19 protein-coding genes and 3 tRNA genes are annotated in these 21,530 nt (G+C 50.4%); 21 read left to right on the top strand and 1 reads right to left on the bottom strand.

Annotation, left to right across the window (positions count from 1 at the left end; all coding sequences use genetic code 11):
- The first annotated feature begins 165 nt into the window (after positions 1–165).
- From bioB to disA, 15 genes are all read left to right on the top strand, one after another.
- A complete protein-coding gene (bioB, locus tag LX24_RS11330; RefSeq protein WP_243131717.1) occupies positions 166–1,143 on the top strand; it encodes a biotin synthase BioB in 978 nt (325 codons plus the stop codon).
- A gap of 399 nt (positions 1,144–1,542) precedes the next feature.
- A complete protein-coding gene (locus LX24_RS11335; protein ID WP_166512271.1) occupies positions 1,543–3,006 on the top strand; it encodes an FAD-binding oxidoreductase in 1,464 nt (487 codons plus the stop codon).
- A gap of 462 nt (positions 3,007–3,468) precedes the next feature.
- Positions 3,469–4,002 carry a helix-turn-helix domain-containing protein gene (locus LX24_RS11340; RefSeq protein WP_166512272.1) on the top strand — a complete coding sequence of 178 codons (534 nt, stop codon included), beginning with the start codon at positions 3,469–3,471 and terminating at the stop codon, positions 4,000–4,002.
- The gene (locus LX24_RS11345; RefSeq protein WP_166512273.1) at positions 4,002–5,090 is read left to right on the top strand and encodes a shikimate dehydrogenase; all 1,089 of its coding nucleotides are present in this window, start codon (positions 4,002–4,004) and stop codon (positions 5,088–5,090) included. The genes LX24_RS11340 and LX24_RS11345 overlap by 1 nt, the downstream gene beginning before the upstream one ends.
- Positions 5,091–5,349: 259 nt before the next feature.
- Positions 5,350–5,826: a transcription elongation factor GreA gene (gene greA, locus LX24_RS11350; protein WP_166512274.1), complete on the top strand. Its 477-nt coding sequence runs from the start codon at positions 5,350–5,352 to the stop codon at positions 5,824–5,826.
- A 32-nt stretch (positions 5,827–5,858) separates the two neighbouring features.
- Positions 5,859–7,373, top strand: a complete 1,515-nt coding sequence (gene lysS, locus LX24_RS11355; protein ID WP_166512275.1) for a lysine--tRNA ligase — start codon at positions 5,859–5,861, stop codon at positions 7,371–7,373.
- Between the two features lie 120 nt (positions 7,374–7,493).
- Positions 7,494–7,570, top strand: a tRNA-Ile gene (locus LX24_RS11360).
- Positions 7,571–7,745: 175 nt separating this feature from the next.
- Positions 7,746–7,821 (top strand) — tRNA-Ala (locus LX24_RS11365).
- A 5-nt stretch (positions 7,822–7,826) separates the two neighbouring features.
- A tRNA-Asn gene (locus tag LX24_RS11370) sits at positions 7,827–7,901 on the top strand.
- A 312-nt stretch (positions 7,902–8,213) separates the two neighbouring features.
- The gene (locus tag LX24_RS11375; RefSeq protein WP_166512276.1) at positions 8,214–8,684 is read left to right on the top strand and encodes a CtsR family transcriptional regulator; all 471 of its coding nucleotides are present in this window, start codon (positions 8,214–8,216) and stop codon (positions 8,682–8,684) included.
- A 19-nt stretch (positions 8,685–8,703) separates the two neighbouring features.
- Positions 8,704–9,237 carry a UvrB/UvrC motif-containing protein gene (locus LX24_RS11380; protein ID WP_166512277.1) on the top strand — a complete coding sequence of 178 codons (534 nt, stop codon included), beginning with the start codon at positions 8,704–8,706 and terminating at the stop codon, positions 9,235–9,237.
- The gene (locus LX24_RS11385) at positions 9,227–10,294 is read left to right on the top strand and encodes a protein arginine kinase (protein ID WP_166512278.1); all 1,068 of its coding nucleotides are present in this window, start codon (positions 9,227–9,229) and stop codon (positions 10,292–10,294) included. Before LX24_RS11380 ends, LX24_RS11385 begins: the two co-directional genes overlap by 11 nt.
- A gap of 4 nt (positions 10,295–10,298) precedes the next feature.
- Positions 10,299–12,746 (top strand): ATP-dependent Clp protease ATP-binding subunit, encoded by a 2,448-nt coding sequence (locus LX24_RS11390; RefSeq protein ID WP_166512279.1) that lies wholly within the window; start codon positions 10,299–10,301, stop codon positions 12,744–12,746.
- Between the two features lie 180 nt (positions 12,747–12,926).
- Positions 12,927–14,276, top strand: coding sequence for a DNA repair protein RadA (gene radA, locus LX24_RS11395; RefSeq protein ID WP_166512280.1), 1,350 nt, complete (start codon positions 12,927–12,929; stop codon positions 14,274–14,276).
- Positions 14,277–14,323: 47 nt separating this feature from the next.
- A complete protein-coding gene (disA, locus tag LX24_RS11400; RefSeq protein ID WP_166512281.1) occupies positions 14,324–15,385 on the top strand; it encodes a DNA integrity scanning diadenylate cyclase DisA in 1,062 nt (353 codons plus the stop codon).
- Positions 15,386–15,557: 172 nt separating this feature from the next.
- Here the strand turns inward: disA and LX24_RS11405 are convergent, their stop codons facing one another.
- The gene (locus tag LX24_RS11405; protein ID WP_166512282.1) at positions 15,558–15,956 is read right to left on the bottom strand and encodes a nucleoside triphosphate pyrophosphohydrolase family protein; all 399 of its coding nucleotides are present in this window, start codon (positions 15,954–15,956) and stop codon (positions 15,558–15,560) included.
- Positions 15,957–16,147: 191 nt separating this feature from the next.
- On the opposite strand from LX24_RS11405, the gene LX24_RS11410 reads away from it, so the two are divergent.
- The 6 genes from LX24_RS11410 (at position 16,148) to cysE (ending at position 21,503) form a co-directional block, all read left to right on the top strand.
- Positions 16,148–16,624: a CarD family transcriptional regulator gene (locus LX24_RS11410; protein WP_166512283.1), complete on the top strand. Its 477-nt coding sequence runs from the start codon at positions 16,148–16,150 to the stop codon at positions 16,622–16,624.
- Positions 16,625–16,775: 151 nt separating this feature from the next.
- Positions 16,776–17,918, top strand: a complete 1,143-nt coding sequence (locus LX24_RS11415) for a PIN/TRAM domain-containing protein (protein ID WP_166512284.1) — start codon at positions 16,776–16,778, stop codon at positions 17,916–17,918.
- 1 nt (position 17,919) lies between these two features.
- Complete coding sequence (gene ispD / locus LX24_RS11420; RefSeq protein ID WP_341473572.1) at positions 17,920–18,585, top strand: 2-C-methyl-D-erythritol 4-phosphate cytidylyltransferase; 666 nt, start codon at positions 17,920–17,922, stop codon at positions 18,583–18,585.
- 54 nt (positions 18,586–18,639) lie between these two features.
- Positions 18,640–19,116, top strand: a complete 477-nt coding sequence (gene ispF, locus LX24_RS11425) for a 2-C-methyl-D-erythritol 2,4-cyclodiphosphate synthase (protein ID WP_166512286.1) — start codon at positions 18,640–18,642, stop codon at positions 19,114–19,116.
- 204 nt (positions 19,117–19,320) lie between these two features.
- Positions 19,321–20,787 carry a glutamate--tRNA ligase gene (gene gltX, locus LX24_RS11430; RefSeq protein WP_166512287.1) on the top strand — a complete coding sequence of 489 codons (1,467 nt, stop codon included), beginning with the start codon at positions 19,321–19,323 and terminating at the stop codon, positions 20,785–20,787.
- A gap of 38 nt (positions 20,788–20,825) precedes the next feature.
- Complete coding sequence (gene cysE, locus LX24_RS11435) at positions 20,826–21,503, top strand: serine O-acetyltransferase (RefSeq protein WP_166512299.1); 678 nt, start codon at positions 20,826–20,828, stop codon at positions 21,501–21,503.
- The last annotated feature ends 27 nt before the right edge of the window (positions 21,504–21,530 follow it).

The following is a 21,530-nucleotide window of genomic DNA, read 5'->3' on the forward strand; positions in this document are numbered from 1 at the left end:
CTTTGGTAATATCTAATAAGGGTTTTTGCCTGGCAATCGTTAACCCCATTTTGCAAACCAGTTAACATTATGCATGGGTAATAGATGTTTTATATTGATCCACTGGAAAACAGTTGAAAATATTACTAATGCGGCTATCAAAATAGTAACCGAGGAGGAGTCCATTTGCTGGAACAGCTAAAAGTAAAAATTACAGATGCCTTGCCAATAAGTAAAGAAACGGCAATGGAACTTAATCAATTGACCGGTTTAGAAATCTATGATTTGGTGAGCCTGTCCGGCAGGGTTACCCGTGAGCATTTTCCGGAAAACAGGGTGGATTTGTGTTCCATTATTAACGCCCGGTCAGGCCATTGCAGTGAAAATTGCACATTTTGTGCCCAATCATCCCACTATCATACCAATGTGCAAACTTACCCCATGTTGAGTCCTGAAAAGATTTTGAGTTACGCAATTAAAGTAGAGTCTTCGGGGGTGCAGCGGTTTTCCATGGTTACCAGCGGCCGGGGTATTTCCGACCGTGACCTGGAAACAGTGCTGGAAACCCTTGTGCTCTTACGCCGGGAAACTAATCTTGACCTGTGCGCTTCCCTGGGTATTATTAACGAAAAACAGGCGTCCATGCTTGCGGAAGCGGGATTATCCACCTACCACCATAACCTGGAGGCGTCGCCCGGCTATTTTAATCAAATTTGTACCACCCATACATACCAGGAAAGGGTGGAGACCATACTGGCCGCCCAAAAAGCCGGTTTGCGGGTGTGTGTCGGTGGCATACTGGGCCTTGGGGAATCCCCGGTACACCAGGTTGAATTGGCCTTGGAATTGCAAAAACTGCACATTGATTCTGTGCCCCTGAACTTTTTAAACCCTATACCGGGGACGCCGCTCCAAAACCAAAGGATCTTATCTCCCCTGGAAATATTACGGGCCATAGCTGTTTTCCGGCTGGTGCTGCCCCGGGCGGTGTTGCGCCTTTGCGGCGGTAGAAAAGAAGGTTTACGCCGCCTTCAACCCCTGGCTTTTTTAGCCGGGGCAAATGGGCTTATGGTGGGTGATTATTTAACTACCAGCGGGGAAACAATTCAAGAAGATTTACGCATGCTCCAGGATCTTGGTTTTTTAAATGTGCAAACAATATAAATTTTTGATACACAGTAAAACGGTCTACTTGCTGTTGGTGAGTAGACCGTTTCTTTTGTTTTCTAAGGTTCTACTGTAATATGCCACGAGAATATGCCACGAGCCCCTGGCTCCGGTGGTTATAACTAAGAACGGCGAAGCCGGCTGCAGGAGTTAATTCACTAAATAACCGCTTCCCTTAAAACGCTTTAGAGCTGTGAATGAAATTTAATACCCCTATGGGGTATTGTTATAATGAATTAACATCCAGCAAGCCCATGCCCAAAAAGCTGCACAAATTTCTTTCATAAATACATCAAATAAGGGCTTAAAAACATTTTGACAAATATGCCTGTCTAGCTGTATAATTAAATCAAAAATTATACCCCCAGGGGTATATAATGAAAGGTGGTTTGAGACATGGCTTCTTTTTACATTAAGACCAATCGGGTATTCAACTCAGTCAGGAAATACAGCTGGATGTTTGTCCCGCTGGTGGCTTTTGGCGGGTTATGGTTCCCCAAACTGGGCTTGCTGATTATACCGCTTATGCTGACCCTGGCTGTAATGGCTTTTTTGAAGGGCAAATACTGGTGTGGCAATATCTGTCCCCACGGCAGTTTGTTTGATTTTATCATTATGCCCCGCGGGGCAAATAGAAAAATACCTGCTTTTATGAAACACAAATTAATGGCTGCGGCAGTGTTTACCTGGTTCATGTACATGATGATTAGCCGTTTGATTAAAGTATTTGCCATTTATGGCAGCGCCAGTTTTCTCGATAAGCTGGGATACATTTTTGTCATGAACTATCTGGTGGTAACCATTGTGGGAACAATCCTGGCCTTTAGTATCAGTCCTCGGGCATGGTGTAATTTTTGCCCTATGGGAACGCTGGAAATACTCACTTACAAGCTTGGAAAGCTACTGCGCCTCAACAGGAAGACCGACGCAAAAGTAACTATAGCCAGCAAAGAAATGTGTCACACTTGCGGTAAATGTTCCCGGGTTTGCCCCATGCAGCTAACTCCCTACCTGGAATTTTCGGAGAAGAACCAGTTTGATAACGAAGCATGCATACGGTGTTCCACTTGCGTTCATAATTGTCCAGCGGGCATCCTGTCGCTGAGCAATGAATCAGAGGCTCTCCGGCTTAAAGAGGAAACTGATATTGACGGTTACAGGGAAAGAAGAAAAATTGCCGCGAGTATCAGTCAAATTAGAAAACTTACCGGTGATGTAAATGAGTATACTTTTAAGATGATTAAACCCAAGAAGTTGGATTATAAACCGGGGCAGTTCATACTGGTTAAAATCAGTGAGCAGCCCAAAATGTTCAGGGCCTATTCAATTTCATCCTGCAAAAAAGACGGGACGGAAGTTAAGGTTTCGGTAAAATATACGCCCGGTGGCTTTGGCTCACAAATACTCTTTGATACTTTTAAAGAGGGAGATCTGGTTGAGCTGGAAGGGCCTATGGGGAAAGAACTGGTGGTCAATAAAAATTCAGATAATTTCCTTTTGGTGGCCGGCGGAATAGGCATAACGCCGTTTGTGCCGGTAGCAGGGGATATCGTTAAAAATTCAAATAACGAAAAGAATGTCAAGCTGGTTTATGGCGTTAATAGAGCAAAAGAGCTGATTTACGATGACCACTTCAGTACACTGCAGTCCCAGAGCAGTAAATTTGAATATATCAAGGTGGTGGCGAACGATAAGGACTGGTCCGGTAAACGGGGATTTGTTACCGATGTTATTAAAGAGTTGAATTTAAAAGGTTATAAAGTTTATATGTGCGGTCCTAAACCGATGATTAACGCCTCCTTGAAGGTCCTGCACGGTGCAGGCGTTGAACCGGAGAATATCTACTATGAAAGTGCTTAAAAATCTAGCACAAAACCCCACACGTAACATTAAATGTTATCTGTGGGGTTTTTTGCTATAATAATGGCTTACACATTAGCGATAAGCAGAAAATTTTCAAAATAATATCGAATTTAACTTGCATAGCAGCGCTGTCATGAGCACCATGTCCTTTGCATAATAATTAGCTTGTCATAAGACGAAAAGTTTCCGGTTGGATGCGAGAAAGTTATCGATTTGAAGACCCCACCCGCCCTGTATGCGGCGAAACTCATTTTTTCTCCGAACTTCTGACGTTTACGTTAATCAACACGGTATCAACCGCTAATAGTAAAATATTCAGGCCGGCAATAAGCTTGAAGTTCTTCTTTGACTTGCCGGGCCTGTGCTGTTAAAATGTAACTGTACACAATATTGTGCACAGGTTATCCTGGTGATATGGTTAAACTTTTAATCGTCGCAATCACTGGCGGGGTAGAGGACATGGATTTAATACGTATCGGCGATAAAGTGATAAGCAGGCACAAAATAGATAATTTTATTACGGAGATTTTAGAGCTGCGGTCCATGGGGTTATCTCAGACCGATGTGGCGGCCCGGCTGGGCATAGACCGTACCCTGGTATCACGCCTGGAAAACTTGGGCGAGGTGCGCAAGGGCAAAAGTGTGGCCGTGATCGGTTTTCCCATTGCCAATCGTGACGAGTTATATGCTTTAATGCGGGACGAGGGTGTTGATTATGCACTGTTAATGAGTGAAGCGGAGCGCTGGGATTTTGTCAAGCAAAAAAGCGGCATAGAACTTTTTAATTCCATTATGGAACTGATTGCTTTGGTGCATTCCTATGATCAGGTGGTGGTTATAGGATCGGGCAAGAGGATTAAAATTTTGCGGGCTACGTTGGATAAGGAAGTGATAGGGCTGGAAATAGGCGATTCGCCCATCCAGGAAGATAAGTACGTTGATCCGGCGGAATTGGCGGCGGTGATCAGGGCCATTAAAGGAGGAAAGGTTTGATGAATACATTTGCGTTCATGATTCACCCTTTGGATATAAGTGATTTTGCCCGTAAGTTCGGACTGCTGGGTAAATTGCCGCCCCGTCTGCTGGAGGGTTTGTTTAAATATGCACCGCCCATTAAGGTATCCAAAATCACCGGTGTCTATTCGGAGCATGCCCGGGCGGAAGGGTGGTTTGTAGCTTGTCCCATTACCGCCCGCTTGATGATGGAATTACCTGAGGAATTTGTTATAAACAAAATTATAAAAACCGGTAAACTGGCCCAGAAGATGGGAGCTAAAATACTGGGACTGGGCGCCTTTACCTCGGTGGTGGGGGATGCCGGTATTACCGTGGCCAAAAACCTGGATATTGCTGTCACCACCGGTAACAGCTACACAGTGGCCACGGCGTTGGAAGGTACCAGAGAGGCAGCCCGCTTGATGGGCCATGACCTGAAAAAATGCCACGCTGTGGTGGTGGGAGCCACGGGTTCCATCGGACAGGTTTGCGCACGGGTGCTGGCCCGGGACGTGCGCTATTTGACGCTGGTGGCAAGGCAGAAAAACCGGTTGGAGGAACTAGCCCGCAAGATCATGTATGAAACCGGGGTGGCGGCCAGAATTACCTCGGATATCAAACATGCTCTGAAGAACGCCCAGATTGTGATCACCGTGACCAGCGCGGTGGATACCATCATTGGTCCCGAGGATTTAATGCCCGGAGCCGTGGTATGTGATGTTAGCCGTCCACGCAACGTGTCCAAACAGGTGGCTGAAAAACGCCGGGATGTGCTGGTAATTGAGGGCGGTGTGGTTAATGTGCCGGGTGAAGTTGATTTTCACTTTAATTTTGGATTTCCCGAGGGCACGTCCTATGCATGCATGGCGGAAACCATGATGCTGGCCATGGAGGGCCGCTACGAGAATTTTACTTTGGGCCGGGATTTAAGTATTGAGCAGGTGGAACAGATATCGGCGCTGGCCCGTAAACACGGGTTTCGCCTGGCCGGTTTTCGCAGTTTTGAAAGGGCGGTTAGTCCCGGGGAAATAGCCCTGATTAAAGAGCGGGCCAGGGCGAGTCTAGCCCTGCCCGAGGCCCGGTAATGCAATATTGTACGCTAGTACGCTTGCAGCAACCCTTGACAAAAAATAGTGGTCTACATATAATGTTATGGATGAAAGGCAAGAACACCAGGCACTGCAATTTTTTTTTGCAGTGCTTTAATACTAAGCGGAGGTACTAAGCGGAGGTTTTGGCAACTTTTACTTGTATGTGCCTGTTTTTTCGAATAATTAAGTGGGAATAACATATATTGTTTTGTAAACTTAAGATTAAGATTAAGATTAAGGAGAAGGTATTAAAATGAGCGATAAGGAAGTTATTCTTACCATAGAGGGCCTTAAAAAACTGGAATCGGAATTGGAGGAACTAAAATCGGTGCGCCGCCGGGAGGTAGCCCAGCGAATTAAGCAGGCCATAGAATTCGGTGATATAAGCGAAAATTCCGAGTACGAGGATGCCAAAAACGAGCAGGCCTTTAATGAAGGGCGAATACTTACGCTGGAAAAAATGCTGCGCAATGCCAAAATTATTGATGACGAAAATTTGGGCACCGAGGTGGTATCCATTGGCTCCACGGTGCTTTTGCGTGATATGGAATTTGACGAGGAGTTCAAGTGCACCATTGTCGGCTCTGCAGAGGCCGACCCCGCGGAAGATAAAATATCAAACGAATCCCCGGTGGGTAAAGCCATACTGGGTAAGTCCAAAGGTGAAACAGTGGAGGTTACCGTGCCTGCGGGCATTTTGAAGTACCAAATTGTGGATATAATTAAATAGTTTGTTTAGTGCATCGGAGGTAATCACATTAAATGTCCAGCGATAAAACAAATCAGAATCGTGTATCACCATCTCAAACCGAGGATATCAATGAATTGATACGGGTACGGCTCGCCAAACTGGCCGAGTTCAAGGAACAGGGTCTGGAGCCTTATGGTGGTAAATATGAGCGCAGCCATACCGCCCGGCAAATACTGGATGATTTCGAGGGTTTTGAAAACCGGCAGGTTTCCCTGGCGGGCCGGGTTATGGCCAAACGGGGTCATGGCAAGGCGGGTTTTGCCAATATCCAGGACAGTACGGGCCAAATTCAAATCTATGCCCGGCTCAACGACGTTGGCGAGCAGGCGTATGATTTATTTACCAAACTGGATATCGGTGATATTGTAGGTGTAACCGGCAAGGTATTTAAAACCCGCATGGGTGAAATAACATTGGCGGTTCAAACCCTGCGTTTGTTAAGCAAATCTTTGCGCCCCCTGCCGGAAAAGTGGCACGGCCTGCGTGATGTGGAACTGCGCTACCGGCAGCGATACGTCGATTTAATAGTCAACCCCGAGGTCAGGGAGTCCTTTGTCAAACGCAGCAAGATTATCAAGGCTATCCGTGGTTATTTGGACCGGCTGGGTTTTTTGGAAGTGGAAACGCCCATGATGCATGCCATTGCCGGTGGAGCGGCAGCCCGCCCGTTTATTACCCACCACAATACACTGGATATGGATCTATTTTTGCGGATTGCTCCTGAGCTCTACCTGAAACGGCTGCTGGTAGGCGGGTTTGAACGGGTATATGAAATTAACCGCAATTTCCGTAATGAGGGCATCAGCACCAAGCACAACCCCGAATTTACCATGTTGGAGCTCTACCAGGCCTATGCCGATTACAACGACATGATGGATCTGGCTGAGGACCTGATTTGCACCGTGGCGGAACAGGTACTGGGTACCAATGTGGTGCGCTATGGCGATGTGGATATCAACCTGGCTAAACCCTGGGCCAGGGTGCCTATGCTGGAGGCGGTTAAGAAGTACAGTGGTGTGGATTTTGAATCGCTGCGCACAGGTGATGAGGCGTATGCCGCCGTGCAGCATCTGCCCGTTGCAGTGGAACGGGGTGAGTCCTGGGGTTCCATATTAAACAAAGTGTTTGAAGAAACAGTGGAGCCTAACTTAATCCAGCCCACCTTTATCTATGATTACCCCCTGGATATATCGCCTCTGGCCAAGAAAAAAGAGGACAGGCCCGACCTTACCTACCGGTTTGAGCTGTTTATTTATGGACGGGAAATGGCCAACGCCTTTTCCGAGCTTAATGATCCGCTGGACCAAAAGGAAAGATTCCTGAGCCAGCTCGAAAAAAGGCGGGCCGGTGACGATGAGGCGCATATGATGGATGAGGATTATATCAATGCGCTGGAATACGGTATGCCGCCGGCGGGCGGGCTTGGTATCGGTATTGATCGTTTGGTGATGATCTTAACCAACGCGGCATCCATTAGAGATGTCATATTATTCCCGTTAATGAAGCCGCGGGAGAACCAGGGGTAGACGTTAAATCGTTAAAATTTGTTTATTGACACTTTTCGAGTGTTATGATAACATTAAAAACCGAGGCGGTAACCAAAAACAGATTTTGCACGCCGGCAAAATCCTGTTAGCAACCAATTGGGGCTTGTAGCTCAGCCGGTTAGAGCGCACGCCTGATAAGCGTGAGGTCGGTGGTTCGAGTCCACCCAGGCCCACCAATTAAGTTGCCGTTATTGGTGTCAAGTCAACTGGTAATGCAGGCAGTCGACGGTGTTTCGGTTAATTAATAACGCTTGCCATATTACCGCAGATATGATAATATCTAATACCGGAGGGCGATATCAAGAAGCCCTGTACAGGTTCCAAGTTTAATATGGATTATGCTGCCCAAGCGGGGGTGTAGCTCAGTTGGGAGAGCACCTGCCTTGCAAGCAGGGGGTCACCGGTTCGAGTCCGGTCATCTCCACCAGCTATTCCTCGATAGCTCAACGGTAGAGCATCCGGCTGTTAACCGGAGGGTTGCTGGTTCGAATCCAGCTCGGGGAGCCAAAAAAGAGACATTGCAGAGTATATACTCTGCAATGTCTCTTTTTATTTTGTTTTTGACGGGCGGGTACTTCACCGGGCCAGGTAGCAAGGCAACGGTATTTTATTTTAATTTATGAAAAATTAATTAAGGCTAAGATAAAAGGCGATATCTTAATGCTAATTAATTTTTTTCACCTTTAACGATTGTTGAAATATAATCAGCAAAACGTGTTATACTATAGTTAAAGTAAGTTAAAGTCAAAATCAACACCGGACCCGCAAAGAGCTACGCCGGGTAAAGCAACTTTCTGTTGTAGGGGGGCAGTTGGCATAATGTCCAGTCTATCTAACATAATCGAGCAGTACTTAAACAAACTGATTCAGCAGAGCGGCCAAAAAAAGGTGGAGATACAGCGCAATGAGTTGGCCGAAAAATTTGATTGCGCTCCCTCGCAAATTAATTATGTTTTGGCCACCAGGTTCACCATTGAAAGGGGTTACGTGGTGGAAAGCCGCCGGGGTGGCGGGGGGTTTGTACGGATAGTGAAAGTGCCTTTAAATACCGGTGAGATGGATCTGCTCAGTGAAGTGATCAGCCTGGTGGGGGACCGTATCTCCGAACGCAGGGCCACTGCAATTTTAGCCCGGTTGCTGGAGGAGGAGCTGGTAACCCCGCGGGAGGTTGCTATTATTAAGGCCTGTCTGGGTCGTAATGTATTGCGTATCGGCCTGCCGGCCCGGGACCAGTTGCGAGCCAACATTCTTAAATCCATATTAATGGTTATATTTAAACACTCCAAATAATATTCCAGGGGGAATAATCATGCTTTGCGAAAAATGTCATGAAAGGCCTGCTACGGTGCACTATACACAAATAGTAAACGGTCACCAAACCAAAATGCATTTGTGCGAAATCTGTGCCGGCCAGGGGCAGGCCGGAGGGTTTGGCTTTATGCCTCAAATCAACCTGCATAATATATTGGCCAGTTTTTTGAGCCAGGCACCGCCGGCCCATCCCTTTGCCGCTGCAGTCCAGCAGCAAACCAGCTGTCCCACGTGCGGCACCACGGAAAACTCATTCGCCCAAAAGGGATTACTGGGTTGCGGTGACTGCTACAGGCATTTTGGGGATCGCCTGGAGCCCCTTATGCGCAGAGTTCACGGTTCCAGCAACCATGCGGGTAAGGTTCCCGAGCGAACCGGCGGGCAGGCCAAACTGGCGAGGAAGATTAAAGATATGAAAGAACAAATGCAGCAAGCCGTGGCCCGGGAGGAATTTGAAAGGGCAGCTCAATTGCGGGATGAGATCCGGCAGTTGGAGCAGCAGTTGGCCGGGGGGGACAATAATGGGTATTAAAGAGACGGTGAATAATGCCAGAAGCGGTTGGATGTTGGGCGGCGGCCCGGATGGGGATATATTGATCAGCAGCCGTATCAGGGTGGCCCGCAACCTGAAAGGATATGCCTTCCCCCATTTGCTGGATAACGAAAAGGCGGGGCAAGTTATCCACGCGGTGCAGTTGGCCATGGAAAACCAGGCTGTTAAGAGCCGGGCGGGTAATTTGGAGATGATCCGCATGTCTGAATTGACCCCTGTGGAGAGGCAAATACTAGTGGAAAAACACTTGATCAGCCCGAATCTTTTGGAGGGGCATGAAAAAAAAGCCGTAGCCCTGCGGGATGATGAAGTGATCAGTATCATGATTAATGAAGAGGATCACTTGCGGGTGCAGTGCTTGCTGCCCGGGCTGCAGTTGGAGAAGGCTTGGGAACTGGTAAACCAGGTGGATGACGGTCTGGAGCATACGCTGGATTACGCTTTTTCCGAAAAGTTCGGTTACCTTACCGCATGTCCCACCAACACCGGCACGGGTATGCGGGCCTCGGTGATGATGCACCTGCCCGGCCTGGTGCTGGTGGATCAGGTGGGGGCGGTACTGACCACCGTCTCCAAGCTGGGGTTTACGGTGCGGGGATTATATGGTGAAGGAACCGAGGCACTGGGTAATTTATTCCAACTCAGCAACCAGGTTACCATGGGGCATGCGGAAGAAGATATTATCACCAGTTTAAACTCGGTTACCGGTCAGGTACTGGCCCAGGAGCGGGAAGCCCGCAAGGCGCTGTTGCAGCAGCGCAGGGATCAGTTGGAGGACAAAGTGGGCCGTTCCTATGGCATACTGAAACATGCCCATATGATCTCCTCCGAGGAGGCCATGCGCCGGTTATCCGATGTGCGGTTGGGGGTGGATTTGCAGCTGATTACCGGTCCTGCGCCCGCGCAATTAACGGAATTGATGGTGATGACCCGCCCCGCGTATCTGGCCAAACAGCGGAACAGTGATTTAAATCCCCTGGAGCGGGATATTTTAAGAGCTCAGACTATTCGTAACAAGCTTAACCAGGGAGGTTGAGAATATGTTATTCGGTAGATTTACCCAGAGGGCACATAAAGTGCTGATGCTGGCCCAGGAAGAGGCCAAACGGTACGGGCACCCCTATGTGGGCACCGAGCATATATTATTAGGGCTGATCAGTGAAGGTGAAGGGGTAGCGGCCAAAGCCCTGGCCAGTTTGGGGGTGCAGGCCGGTAAAGTGCGGGCCATGGTGGAGCAGGCCGCCGGCAAGGGCGATGGAGTACCCCGGGAAGTGTCCCTGACCCCCAGGGTGAAAAGGGTGCTGGAACTTTCCGTCGATGAAGCCCGGCGTATGGGCATCAGCTACGTAGGTACCGAGCATTTGCTGCTGGGTTTGATACGGGAGGGAGAAGGCGTTGCTGCCCAGGTGCTGGGTGCCATGGGGGCCAGTCAAGAAAGGGTGCGCCAGGTGGTTATGGAACTGCTGGGCGGTGCCGGGGGCATGCCCCAGGGACAGCAGCCCCAGCCGGGTTGCGCCGGGGGAACCTGCGGCAACAAAACCATTACCCTGGAACAGTTCGGCCGTGATTTAACGGCCCTGGCCAAAGAAGATAAACTGGATCCCGTGGTGGGCCGGGATAAGGAAATTGAGCGGGTGGTGCAGATTTTAAGCCGCCGTACCAAAAACAATCCTGTGCTCATCGGTGATCCGGGGGTGGGCAAAACAGCTATTGCCGAGGGCCTGGCCCAGCGTATTGTGGCCGGCAACGTACCCGAGACATTGAACCAAAAGCGCCTGGTTACCCTGGACCTGGCCTCGCTGGTGGCAGGGACCAAGTACCGGGGCGAGTTTGAGGAACGGCTGAAAAAAGTGGTGGAGGAAATAATCCAGGAAAAGAACATTATTATATTTATTGATGAATTACACACTATCATCGGCGCCGGGGCGGCGGAAGGGGCCATAGATGCCGCCAATATATTAAAACCGGCCCTGGCCAGGGGAGAGTTGCAGTGCATTGGGGCCACCACCCTGGATGAATATCGCAAGCATATTGAGAAGGATTCGGCCCTGGAACGTCGTTTCCAACCCATTACGGTGGAGGAGCCCAGTGTGGAGGAAACGGTGCAAATTTTGGAAGGGCTGCGGGATAAATACGAGGCCCACCACCGGGTGCGTATCACCGACGAGGCTTTAAAGGCTGCGGCCCAGCTCAGTGACCGTTATATTACCGATCGATTCCTGCCGGACAAGGCCATTGATTTAATGGATGAGGCGGGTTCCCGGGTGCGGTTGCAGGCATTTACCGCGCCCCCCGATCTAAAGGAACTGGAGCAGCGTATTGAAGAGCTGCGCAAGGAAAAGGAAGCGGCCGTAAATAGCCAGGAATTTGAGAAAGCAGCCCAGTTGCGGGATGAGGAAAGCAAGCTCAGGCAGGAACTGGACGAAAAACGCAGCAGCTGGCAGCAGCAAAAGGGCGGTAAAAAGCTGGAGGTTACAGCTGAAGATATTGCCCAGGTGGTGGCCAGCTGGACCGGTATACCGGTGGATAAGCTGGCGGAGGAAGAGTCCCAGCGGTTGCTGCGTATGGAGGAAATATTGCACCGGCGGGTAATTGGCCAGGAGGAAGCGGTTACAGCCGTGTCCCGGGCCATTCGCCGGGCCCGGGCCGGGCTGAAGGATCCCAAGCGGCCCATCGGCTCCTTTATCTTCCTGGGTCCCACCGGGGTGGGTAAAACCGAATTGGCCCGGGCGCTGGCCGAGGCCATGTTCGGCGATGAGGAGGCCATGGTGCGCATAGACATGAGCGAGTACATGGAAAAATTTGCAGTGAGCCGGCTGGTGGGTGCGCCCCCGGGCTATGTGGGATATGATGAAGGGGGCCAGTTGACCGAGGCGGTGCGCCGCAAGCCTTACTCCGTGGTGCTGCTGGATGAAATTGAAAAGGCCCACCCGGATGTGTTTAATATATTGCTGCAGGTGCTGGAGGATGGCCGGCTTACCGACGCCAAGGGGCGTACGGTGGATTTCCGTAATACCGTAATTATCATGACCTCCAACATAGGCATGAATTTAATCAAGCGGGAAACCACCCTGGGATTTAAAACCGAAGAGAGTGCCGGTACCGGCTATGAGAATATGAAGAAAAAGGTCATGGATGAGCTGCGCCGGGCGTTCAGGCCTGAATTTTTAAACCGTATTGATGACATCATTGTCTTCCATGCCTTAAGCCAGGCTCATATTGCGGAAATTGTAAGCCTGATGGTGCAGGAAGTGGCCAAACGGCTGGCTGAGAACGAGATATCCATTGAAGTTACCCCGGCAGCCGCCCAATACCTGGCCCGGGAGGGATTCGACGAGAATTACGGTGCCAGGCCGCTGCGCCGGGCCATCCAAAAGGAAATAGAAGACCGTTTGTCCGAGGAATTGCTGCAGGGCACCTTTAAACGGGGTGACCGGGTGCTGATAGACAAAGGGGATGAAAACGGTTTGAAGGTGACCAAAATTTAGCTGATTCAAAAAAGGTCCGAAAATTGAATTAAAGGGGGTAAGGGGTAGGTGTTTGCTGCCCTTTACCCCCTGTGTTTGCAGGAGCAGGAATTAAGTAGGTTGAAGAACGGGACCAATGGTGGTTACAACAATAGCCGTATTATGGTATAATAACCAGATAACTTTAACGGGAGAATTGGTATGACTGCTAAAAAAACCGGTTATTATTGCCAGAAATGCGGTCATTTTACTTCCCGCTGGATGGGCCGTTGTGCCGGTTGCGGGGAATGGAATACCTACGTTGAAGAGGTTGTTATATCTTCGCCCAAGCGCGGGGTGATGGAGCGCCGGGAGGAACCCCGGCCCCTGGACATGGTTGAGCCGGTGGACGGCCAGCGCAGGTCCACGGGTATGGCCGAGCTAAACCGTGTGCTGGGTGGGGGTGTGGTGCCGGGGTCGCTGATTTTACTGGGGGGTGACCCGGGCATCGGTAAATCCACTTTGCTTTTGCAGGTAGCCGGTGCAGTGGCTTTTGCCGGACACCGGGTACTTTATGTGTCCGGGGAGGAGTCGCCTCAACAGATCAGGCTGCGGGCAGACCGGCTTGGGGTAAACAGTGCCGGGCTTTATGTCTACTCCCAAACCAACCTGGAGGCTGTGGAGGAACAGTTGGCCAAAGTTAATCCCGCACTGGTGGTGGTGGATTCCATTCAGACCATGTATTTGTCCGGTATAACATCCGCTCCCGGCAGTGTGAGCCAGGTGCGGGAATGTACCGCCCGGCTGATGCGGATGGCCAAGGAACAATCGATTTCTGTTTTTGTTGTGGGGCATGTCACCAAGGAAGGTATGATCGCCGGTCCCCGGGTAATGGAGCATATGGTGGATGTGGTGTTATATTTCGAAGGGGAGCGCCATCAAACATTTAGAATACTGCGCGGGGTAAAGAACCGCTTCGGGTCCACCAATGAAATCGGAGTTTTTGAGATGTCCGGCACTGGCCTTTCGGAGGTGACCAACCCATCATCATTTTTTTTAATGGATCATGGCAGCCGTGATGTAGCCGGAACAGTGGTGGTGCCGACCCTGGAGGGCACCCGGCCGCTACTGGTGGAAATTCAGGCCCTGGTATGTCCCACCTCCTTCGGGTTGCCCAGGCGTATGACCACCGGGGTGGATCATAACCGGGTAGCTTTAATCATGGCGGTGCTGGAAAAACGTATGGGACTCATGCTGGGTAACTGCGATGCTTATGTAAACGTAGTGGGTGGTGTGCGCATTGATGAACCGGCGGCCGACCTGGGGATTGCCCTGGCCCTGGCTTCAAGTTTCCGGGAACGGGCCATTGACAGGCGCACGGTGGTCATGGGAGAACTGGGGTTAACCGGTGAAATAAGGCCGGTTACCGCTTTGGATAAAAGAATTCGCGAGGCTGCGCAATTGGGTTTCGGGTGCTGCATAGTGCCCCGGCAAAAGGGTCTGCCCGGACAAGGAACATTTCGCATACAGCAAGCGGCCACGCTGGCCGAAGCATTTGACATGGTGTTTTGATATTGGATAAAATTTTACCAATAGCGGTGCTATAAAGGGGGAGAAAATTGGAAGATAAGTTACTCGATGTGCTGCGGGTGGTCGCGCCGGGTACGCCGCTTCGGGAAGGCATGGAGAACATTTTGCGGGCCAAGACCGGGGGGCTTCTGGTGATCAGTGACAGGCCCGAGGTTATGGAGCTGGCGGAGGGTGGGTTTGCCATTAACGCCGATTTTACCCCGGCTAATCTTTATGAATTGGCTAAAATGGACGGGGCCATCATTATCAGCGAAGATGTGAAAAAGATAATTGCAGCCAATACTCAATTAATCCCCAATTTAAGCATCCCGTCCAGTGAGACGGGTATCCGGCACCGTACTGCGGAAAGGGTGGCCAAACAAACAGGCGCTCTGGTCATTTCCATCTCCCAGCGACGCAGTGTTATCACCATATACAAAGGTAATTTAAAGTATGCGCTCCGGGAATCGGGGGTTGTGATAAACAAAGCCAACCAGGCGTTGCAAACCCTGGAGAAATACCGCCACGTGTTGAAACGGGTGGTGGCTAATTTAAGTACGCTGGAGTTTGAAGAGGCCGTAACGCTGTATGATGTGGCCAAGGCCATTCAAAGGACGGAAATGGTCCTGCGGGTGGTTAAGGAGATAAAACGCTATATCAGCGAGCTGGGCACCGAGGGTCGCCTGATCACTATGCAGTTGGAAGAGCTGGTAGCCAACGTGGAGGATGAAGGGCGATTAATTATTCAGGATTACGCCACTTTGGGTGGTGAAAAGCCGCCGGAAAGTGTTATGGCCATGATCGGTAGCTGGCCTTCCGAGGATTTGCTGGATCTTACTTTGATAGCCCGGGCTTTAGGCCATCCGGGCAGCGCCGGTGCATTGGATCAGCATGTGGTGCCCCGCGGTTACCGGATCCTGGAGAAAATTCCCCGCTTGCCTTTACAGGTGGTGGAAAACCTGGTGCGGGAATTTGGCTCGCTGCGGAAGGTGCTGGGAGCCACCATTGAGGAATTGGACGCCGTGGAAGGTATCGGCGAAGTAAGGGCCCGCTCAATCAAGGAGGGGCTGCAACGTTACCGTGATCAGCTCACCCAGGAGCGTTATGTATGACAAATTTAAAGGCGTGGCTATGATCCACGCCTTTGGTGGTTTAGGCAACAAAAGCTAAAATAACATAGCAGGGAAAATTACTATTTGTGTAGAATATACTTTTTATTTGGAGTTACTTGTAATGCCTGCCGCACTGGGAAGAATCGTTTTAGCGGTGCTTGGTTAAGACGGGTTAGGCCAGGTTATACAGTCCCAGTGCCTTTAACTTTTTTTGCTCTTTGATTAAAACGTCATACATGTTCAGGTCAAGCAGATTGCACAGGGCAGCCAGGTAGAAAAGATTGCGTCCCATTTCTAGTTCAACAATTTCCCGGCAGTTATCGCACAACTCGCCTTCCAGATGTGATTCCAATAACTTTTTTAATCCTTCCAAAGAAGTTTCGGGTGGAATTTTCTTTTTGGCCGCGTTTATTCTAATACACCCGCAGCCGGTTACTGATTTAATGATAGCCCGGTTCATTCTGGCATTTGTTTCCTGGGACTTTGCCAGCAGGTCCAGGATGCTCCGGTTGCAAAGCAATATTTCAGAAACCGTATGTTGAAATTCGTCATAAATTATATCTTTGAGCAAACGGTTTCACTCCTTTTTGTTTTAAAGCTTGCAGTAATTATAACGGTGAGCGGCTTGTCCTGTCAAACCGTAGAGCAGTAAAAAATATTATTGACACAATGTTTGTGCTGTGCTAAAATATTAGATTTCCTTGACAATATCCTGTATTTGTGCTATTATATTTTATGAATATGGTAAGGAGGTCCGGGAATTTGTTTAAAATTGGAGATAAAGTAGTTTATCCAATGCACGGCGCCGGGATTATCGAAGCCATCGAGGAAAAGGAAGTTCTCGGGGAGACCAGGCAGTACTATATCCTCAGGTTGCCGGTTGGTGATATGAAGGTAATGATACCTATTTCCAACTGTGAGGAAGTGGGGTTGCGCCAGGTTATTGATAATGATGGTGTGCAGCGGGTTTTTCGCATTTTGCGTGATCAATCCAGCAGCATGTCTGATAACTGGAATAGGCGCTATCGGGCCAACCTGGAAAAAATAAAGAGCGGTAACATCTATGAAGTCGCCGAAGTTGTTCGGAACCTGATAAAAAGGGATCAGGAAAAGGGGCTTTCTTCAGGTGAACGAAAGATGCTGGAAAACGCCCGGCAAATTCTGATCAGTGAACTGGTACTGGCCACCGAGATGGGTGAGGATAAGACAAAGTCCATGATTGAAGGGGTTTTTGCATAATGCGCCAGAATATCTGGCGTATTTTTATTTACCGTAAAAAACTCTTACCGGAAAAAATCACCAAAAAGGTTGAAACAAACTTTCAAATCATCCATAATAGAATATAATGCCGGTGTCAATAATAATTAACAATGAGGGAGGTGATAACAGGTTGGTTAAAAAACTGGTATTTATAATTATGGTGGTATTATTTACCGCCAGCGGCGTATATTCAGGGTTGTATGTTTCAAATTTGGGTTTATGGCCCCTAACCGATACCATGAAGTTCGGCATTATCGGTCTTGGCGCGCTGGTTGGCCTGGTGCTGGGCATTTTATTAACACCCTGGCTAATCCGGTTCTCCCTGTGGCTGACGGCATTGCTGGAACAGATGCTCAGCAAAACGCCGGTGCAGGATCTGGTCATGGGTTCGGTGGGCCTCATCATCGGACTTATTATAGCTAATTTATTAGGTTCTGTTTTTGCATTTATAGGTTTTCCCGGTAAGATAATTTGGATAGCAGTAACGTTACTACTTGGTTACCTGGGGATGGCGATAAGTGTTAAAAAACGGGAAGAAATTATGAGTTTTATGGGTAATATACCCCGGTTGGGGGTTGGTAAGGATAAAGCCGCTCCGGATGCGAAACAAGCCAGCATGCAAAAAATTTTAGACACCAGCGTGATTATTGATGGCAGGATTGCTGATTTGTCCGCCAGCGGTTTTATTGAAGGGACGCTGGTGGTGCCGGGTTTTGTACTGGAAGAGCTGCGGCATATAGCGGATTCATCGGATTTACTCAAACGTAACCGGGGACGCCGGGGGTTGGATATTTTAAATAACTTGCGTAAAGACCCCTCGGTTAAAGTGGTGATTAATGATAACACCAAAGGTATTGACGATGCCCTGGAGGTGGATACCAAACTGGTTAAGCTGGCCCAGAAGCTGGGGGCCAAAATAATGACCAATGATTTTAACCTGAATAAGGTTGCAGAGCTGCATGGTGTAAAGGTGCTCAACATAAACGAACTGGCCAATGCTGTTAAACCCGTTGTGCTACCCGGCGAGGAAATGCAGGTGCAGGTGGTTAAAGAGGGCAAGGAAGCCGGGCAGGGTGTTGCGTACCTGGATGACGGCACCATGATTGTGGTGGACGGAGGCAAGCGTTATTTGCAGCAAACCATTACCGTGCTGGTGACCAGTGTACTGCAAACAGCAGCCGGTCGAATGATATTTGCCAAGCCCAAATCGGAGCGGCGCGGTGAGATCCAGCAGGAAGCGCAAAACTACAGAGAGGTGAAGCTGCTTGGGTAGCGTGTACGCCCTGGTGGCTGCGGCGGGCCGGAGTACTCGTATGGGCGATGGGGTTAATAAACAACTTCTTGATCTGGCGGGCCGGCCGGTGGTGGTACATGCACTGCAGGCCGTGCAAGCGGTGCCGGTGGACGGCATTGTACTTGTGGTGACGCCGGGCTGGGAGGCGGGTTTCCGGTCAGTTCTGGATAAATACGGATGGGGCAGGCAGGTTGCAATAGTGCCCGGCGGGGCCAGTCGTGGTGACTCGGTAAGGTGCGGCCTGGCGGCACTGCCCGCCGGTGTCGAACTGGTGGTGGTGCACGATGGCGCGCGCCCGCTGGCCAGGCCGGAAAGAATCCGGGAAGCGATCCGCCAGGCCCGGCAGTGGGGGGCGGCCACCCTGGCGGTACCCGTTAAGGATACCATCAAAATGGCAGGGGAGGAGGATCTGGTGTGGGAAACCCTGCCCAGGGACAAACTGTGGCAGGTGCAAACGCCCCAGGTGTTCAACTTTGAGCTTTTAATGGAGGCGCACCGGGCAGCCGCCCGGGACGGTTTTAGCGGCACCGATGATGCTTCGCTGGTGGAGCGGTTGGGGCATCCCGTCAAGCTGGTGCCCGGGGATTATGCAAATATCAAAATAACCACCCCCGAGGATATTGCCCTGGCCGAGGCCTTGTTGTAGAATTTTGCCGGTAAGTTAATAAACTTTAAGCCTGACCCCTTTGGAGGTTTTGTTATGCGGGTGGGTATAGGATATGACGTGCACAGGCTGGTGGCCGGGCGGCTACTAGTTTTAGGCGGGGTAGAGGTGCCCTATCACCTGGGTTTGCTGGGTCATTCGGATGCCGATGTGCTGGTTCATGCTGTGATGGATGCCTTGCTGGGGGCCGCCGGTTGTGGTGATATCGGCAAGCTTTTTCCGGATACGGATCAAAAATACCGGGGTATTTCCAGCCTGGTATTGCTCTCCCGGGTGGCGGGTTATCTTGGCGAACGGCTCTGGACGGTAAGTAATGTGGATGCCGTGGTTATTGCCCAGGCCCCTAAAATATCTCCGTATATAGAGCAGATGCGGGTGAATATGGCCCGGGAAATGGGTGTGGCACCGGAGCAGGTCAGTGTTAAAGCCACGACCACCGAGGGTTTGGGGTTTGCCGGGCGGGGCGAGGGTATCGCCGCCCAGGCGGTGGCTTGTATCCGCAGGATAAAATGATTTTAGGTTTACGGGTTGGAGCAGTTGGGTCAAGTACTATTAAGCCGTATCCTTCGGCTATCCGCGGGGTGCGGCTTTTATCTTTTATACGCTTTTGCCCTTTGGCGGGCAAGGGTAAAATAGTGTAAAAAGTTGCTAGTAATTACTGTGCAGTGATATAATTAAGTGTCGAAAAACAGACATTAAAAGGGAGTGGAACCGGCATTGAACAAAGTCAGAGTTAGATTTGCACCCAGCCCGACGGGGCCTTTACATATAGGAGGGGCGCGTTCTGCCCTGTTCAACTGGCTTTTTGCCCGCCGCTACGGCGGTAAATTTATTGTGCGCATAGAGGATACCGATTTGGAGCGCTCGTCCAGGGAGTCGGAAGAAAACATATTGAATTCATTGCGCTGGCTGGGCCTGGATTGGGATGAAGGCATTGGTGTCGGGGGCGATAATGGCCCGTATCGCCAGACCGAACGACTGGCCATATATTCGGGCTACGCTGCTCAATTGCTGGAAAGCGGGCTGGCCTACCGCTGTTATTGCAGTGAAGAGGAGTTGGCCGCCCAGCGGGAGGCTCAGCTGGCCGCGGGGGAAATGGTTCGCTATACCGGTAAATGTTATGGTCTCGGGGATGAGGACTGTGCCCGCCTGGAAGCCGAAGGGCGCAAACCGGTATTGCGTTTCAGGGTGCCCCGGGATAAAACAATTACCATTCAGGACGTGGTGCGGGGTACCGTTAATTTTGACTGTGCCGGTATCGGTGATTTCATTATTGTCAAATCGGACGGTATACCTACGTACAATTTTGCGGTAGTGGTGGATGATCACCTGATGGGTATCAACCATGTCATCCGGGCTGAGGAGCACCTTTCCAATACGCCCCTGCAGGTCTTGTTGTATGAAGCCCTGGGCTGGGAGGTGCCAGAGTTTGCCCACGTTTCATTGATACTGGGCAAAGACCGGTCCAAGATGAGTAAGCGTCACGGGGCCACATCCATTGAGCAGTACCGGGAATTGGGTTATTTGCCCGAGGCTCTGGTGAATTTCCTGGCACTGTTGGGCTGGTCCCCGGGCACCGAGGAAGAGGTTTTCACCCTGGAACAAATCAAGGAACAGTTTTCGCTGGAACGGGTGTCCAAAAGCCCGGCGGTGTTTGATTTGGATAAATTAAACTGGTTGAACGGCAATTATATCCGGCATTGCTCAGTGGAGCGGCTTACCGAACTGGCGCTGCCCTTTTTGCAAAAAGAGGGATATTTGCCGGAGAACGTGGACGAACCGGTAAAAGAAAAGGTGCGGCTAATTGTTGTGGCGGTGCGGGAACGTTTGGAATACATGGCACAAATTAATGACTTTGCGGATGTTTTTTTCAATGATCCCGGCTACGGGGATGCCGAGGCCAGGGATATCTTAACTCAGGATCACGTACCCGTGGTGCTTGAAGCCCTTAAGGCAAAGCTGGCGGCCTGGCAAGGTGATTTGGATGAGGCTGCGGCCCGGACAATGCTGAAAAAGCTGCCCAAGGAATTGGGTCTCGGCGGCAAGAAAGTCTACCAGCCGCTGCGGGTAGCTTTAACCGGCAAAATCAGCGGCCCGGATCTTCACTACTTGCTTCCCGTGCTTGGCGCGCCGGGGGTTGCGGCTCGTTTGGAAAAAGCAATGGCCGTAAGCCGGTCGTTATAAAACATTTTATTATAGTCTGAAAGGCAGGGATTGGTTTGCTGTTCGGTCGGCTCCGCAAGGACATACAGGTGGTTTTTGACAGGGACCCGGCCGCCAAATCGGTGCTTGAGGTGCTGCTTTGCTATCCCGGGCTGCATGCCATCATGCTGCACCGGGTGGCTCATTTCTTTTACCGGCACCGTCTTTTCCTCATCGCCCGGCTGGTTTCGCAGTTTAGCCGGGCGTTGACCCAGATTGAAATCCACCCCGGAGCAAAGATAGGAGAAGGGTTATTTATTGACCACGGTGCCGGGGTGGTCATCGGGGAAACCGCTGAAGTGGGTAACAATGTTACCATTTACCAGGGAGTGACCCTGGGGGGTACCGGTAAAGAAAAGGGTAAGCGTCATCCCACCATCGGGGATAATGTAGTTATCAGTACCGGAGCCAAAATCCTTGGTTCATTTACTGTGGGGGAGAACAGTAAAATCGGTGCCGGTTCAGTGGTTTTAAAACCCGTGCCGCCCAACAGCACGGTAGTTGGGGTGCCCGGCAAAGTGGTGGTGCGGGACGGTGAAAAGGTTGCCAGCGTATCCGGAATCGATTTGCGCCATGATCTACTGCCTGATCCCGTGACAGAGGCGATGTTCGCCATGCAAAGCAATGTGGAGAAACTGGAAAAGAGGGTCGAAGAGCTGGAGGCGGCCCTGGCGGCTGTAAACCGTAAAGAGCACTAAGAATGAGAAAGGAACGGGGATTATTGG

Origin of the sequence: Desulfallas thermosapovorans DSM 6562, from assembly GCF_008124625.1 — a bacterium.
GTDB lineage: Bacteria > Bacillota > Desulfotomaculia > Desulfotomaculales > Desulfallaceae > Sporotomaculum > Sporotomaculum thermosapovorans.

Excerpts from the sequence above, each read along its gene's own strand:
- LX24_RS11335 (WP_166512271.1), top strand. The coding sequence starts at position 1,543 with ATGGCTTCTTTTTACATTAAGACCAATCGGGTATTCAACTCAGTCAGG.
- LX24_RS11340 (WP_166512272.1), top strand. The coding sequence starts at position 3,469 with ATGGATTTAATACGTATCGGCGATAAAGTGATAAGCAGGCACAAAATA.
- LX24_RS11345 (WP_166512273.1), top strand. The coding sequence starts at position 4,002 with ATGAATACATTTGCGTTCATGATTCACCCTTTGGATATAAGTGATTTT.
- greA (WP_166512274.1), top strand. The coding sequence starts at position 5,350 with ATGAGCGATAAGGAAGTTATTCTTACCATAGAGGGCCTTAAAAAACTG.
- lysS (WP_166512275.1), top strand. The coding sequence starts at position 5,859 with ATGTCCAGCGATAAAACAAATCAGAATCGTGTATCACCATCTCAAACC.
- LX24_RS11375 (WP_166512276.1), top strand. The coding sequence starts at position 8,214 with ATGTCCAGTCTATCTAACATAATCGAGCAGTACTTAAACAAACTGATT.
- LX24_RS11380 (WP_166512277.1), top strand. The coding sequence starts at position 8,704 with ATGCTTTGCGAAAAATGTCATGAAAGGCCTGCTACGGTGCACTATACA.
- LX24_RS11385 (WP_166512278.1), top strand. The coding sequence starts at position 9,227 with ATGGGTATTAAAGAGACGGTGAATAATGCCAGAAGCGGTTGGATGTTG.
- LX24_RS11390 (WP_166512279.1), top strand. The coding sequence starts at position 10,299 with ATGTTATTCGGTAGATTTACCCAGAGGGCACATAAAGTGCTGATGCTG.
- radA (WP_166512280.1), top strand. The coding sequence starts at position 12,927 with ATGACTGCTAAAAAAACCGGTTATTATTGCCAGAAATGCGGTCATTTT.
- ispF (WP_166512286.1), top strand. The coding sequence starts at position 18,640 with ATGCGGGTGGGTATAGGATATGACGTGCACAGGCTGGTGGCCGGGCGG.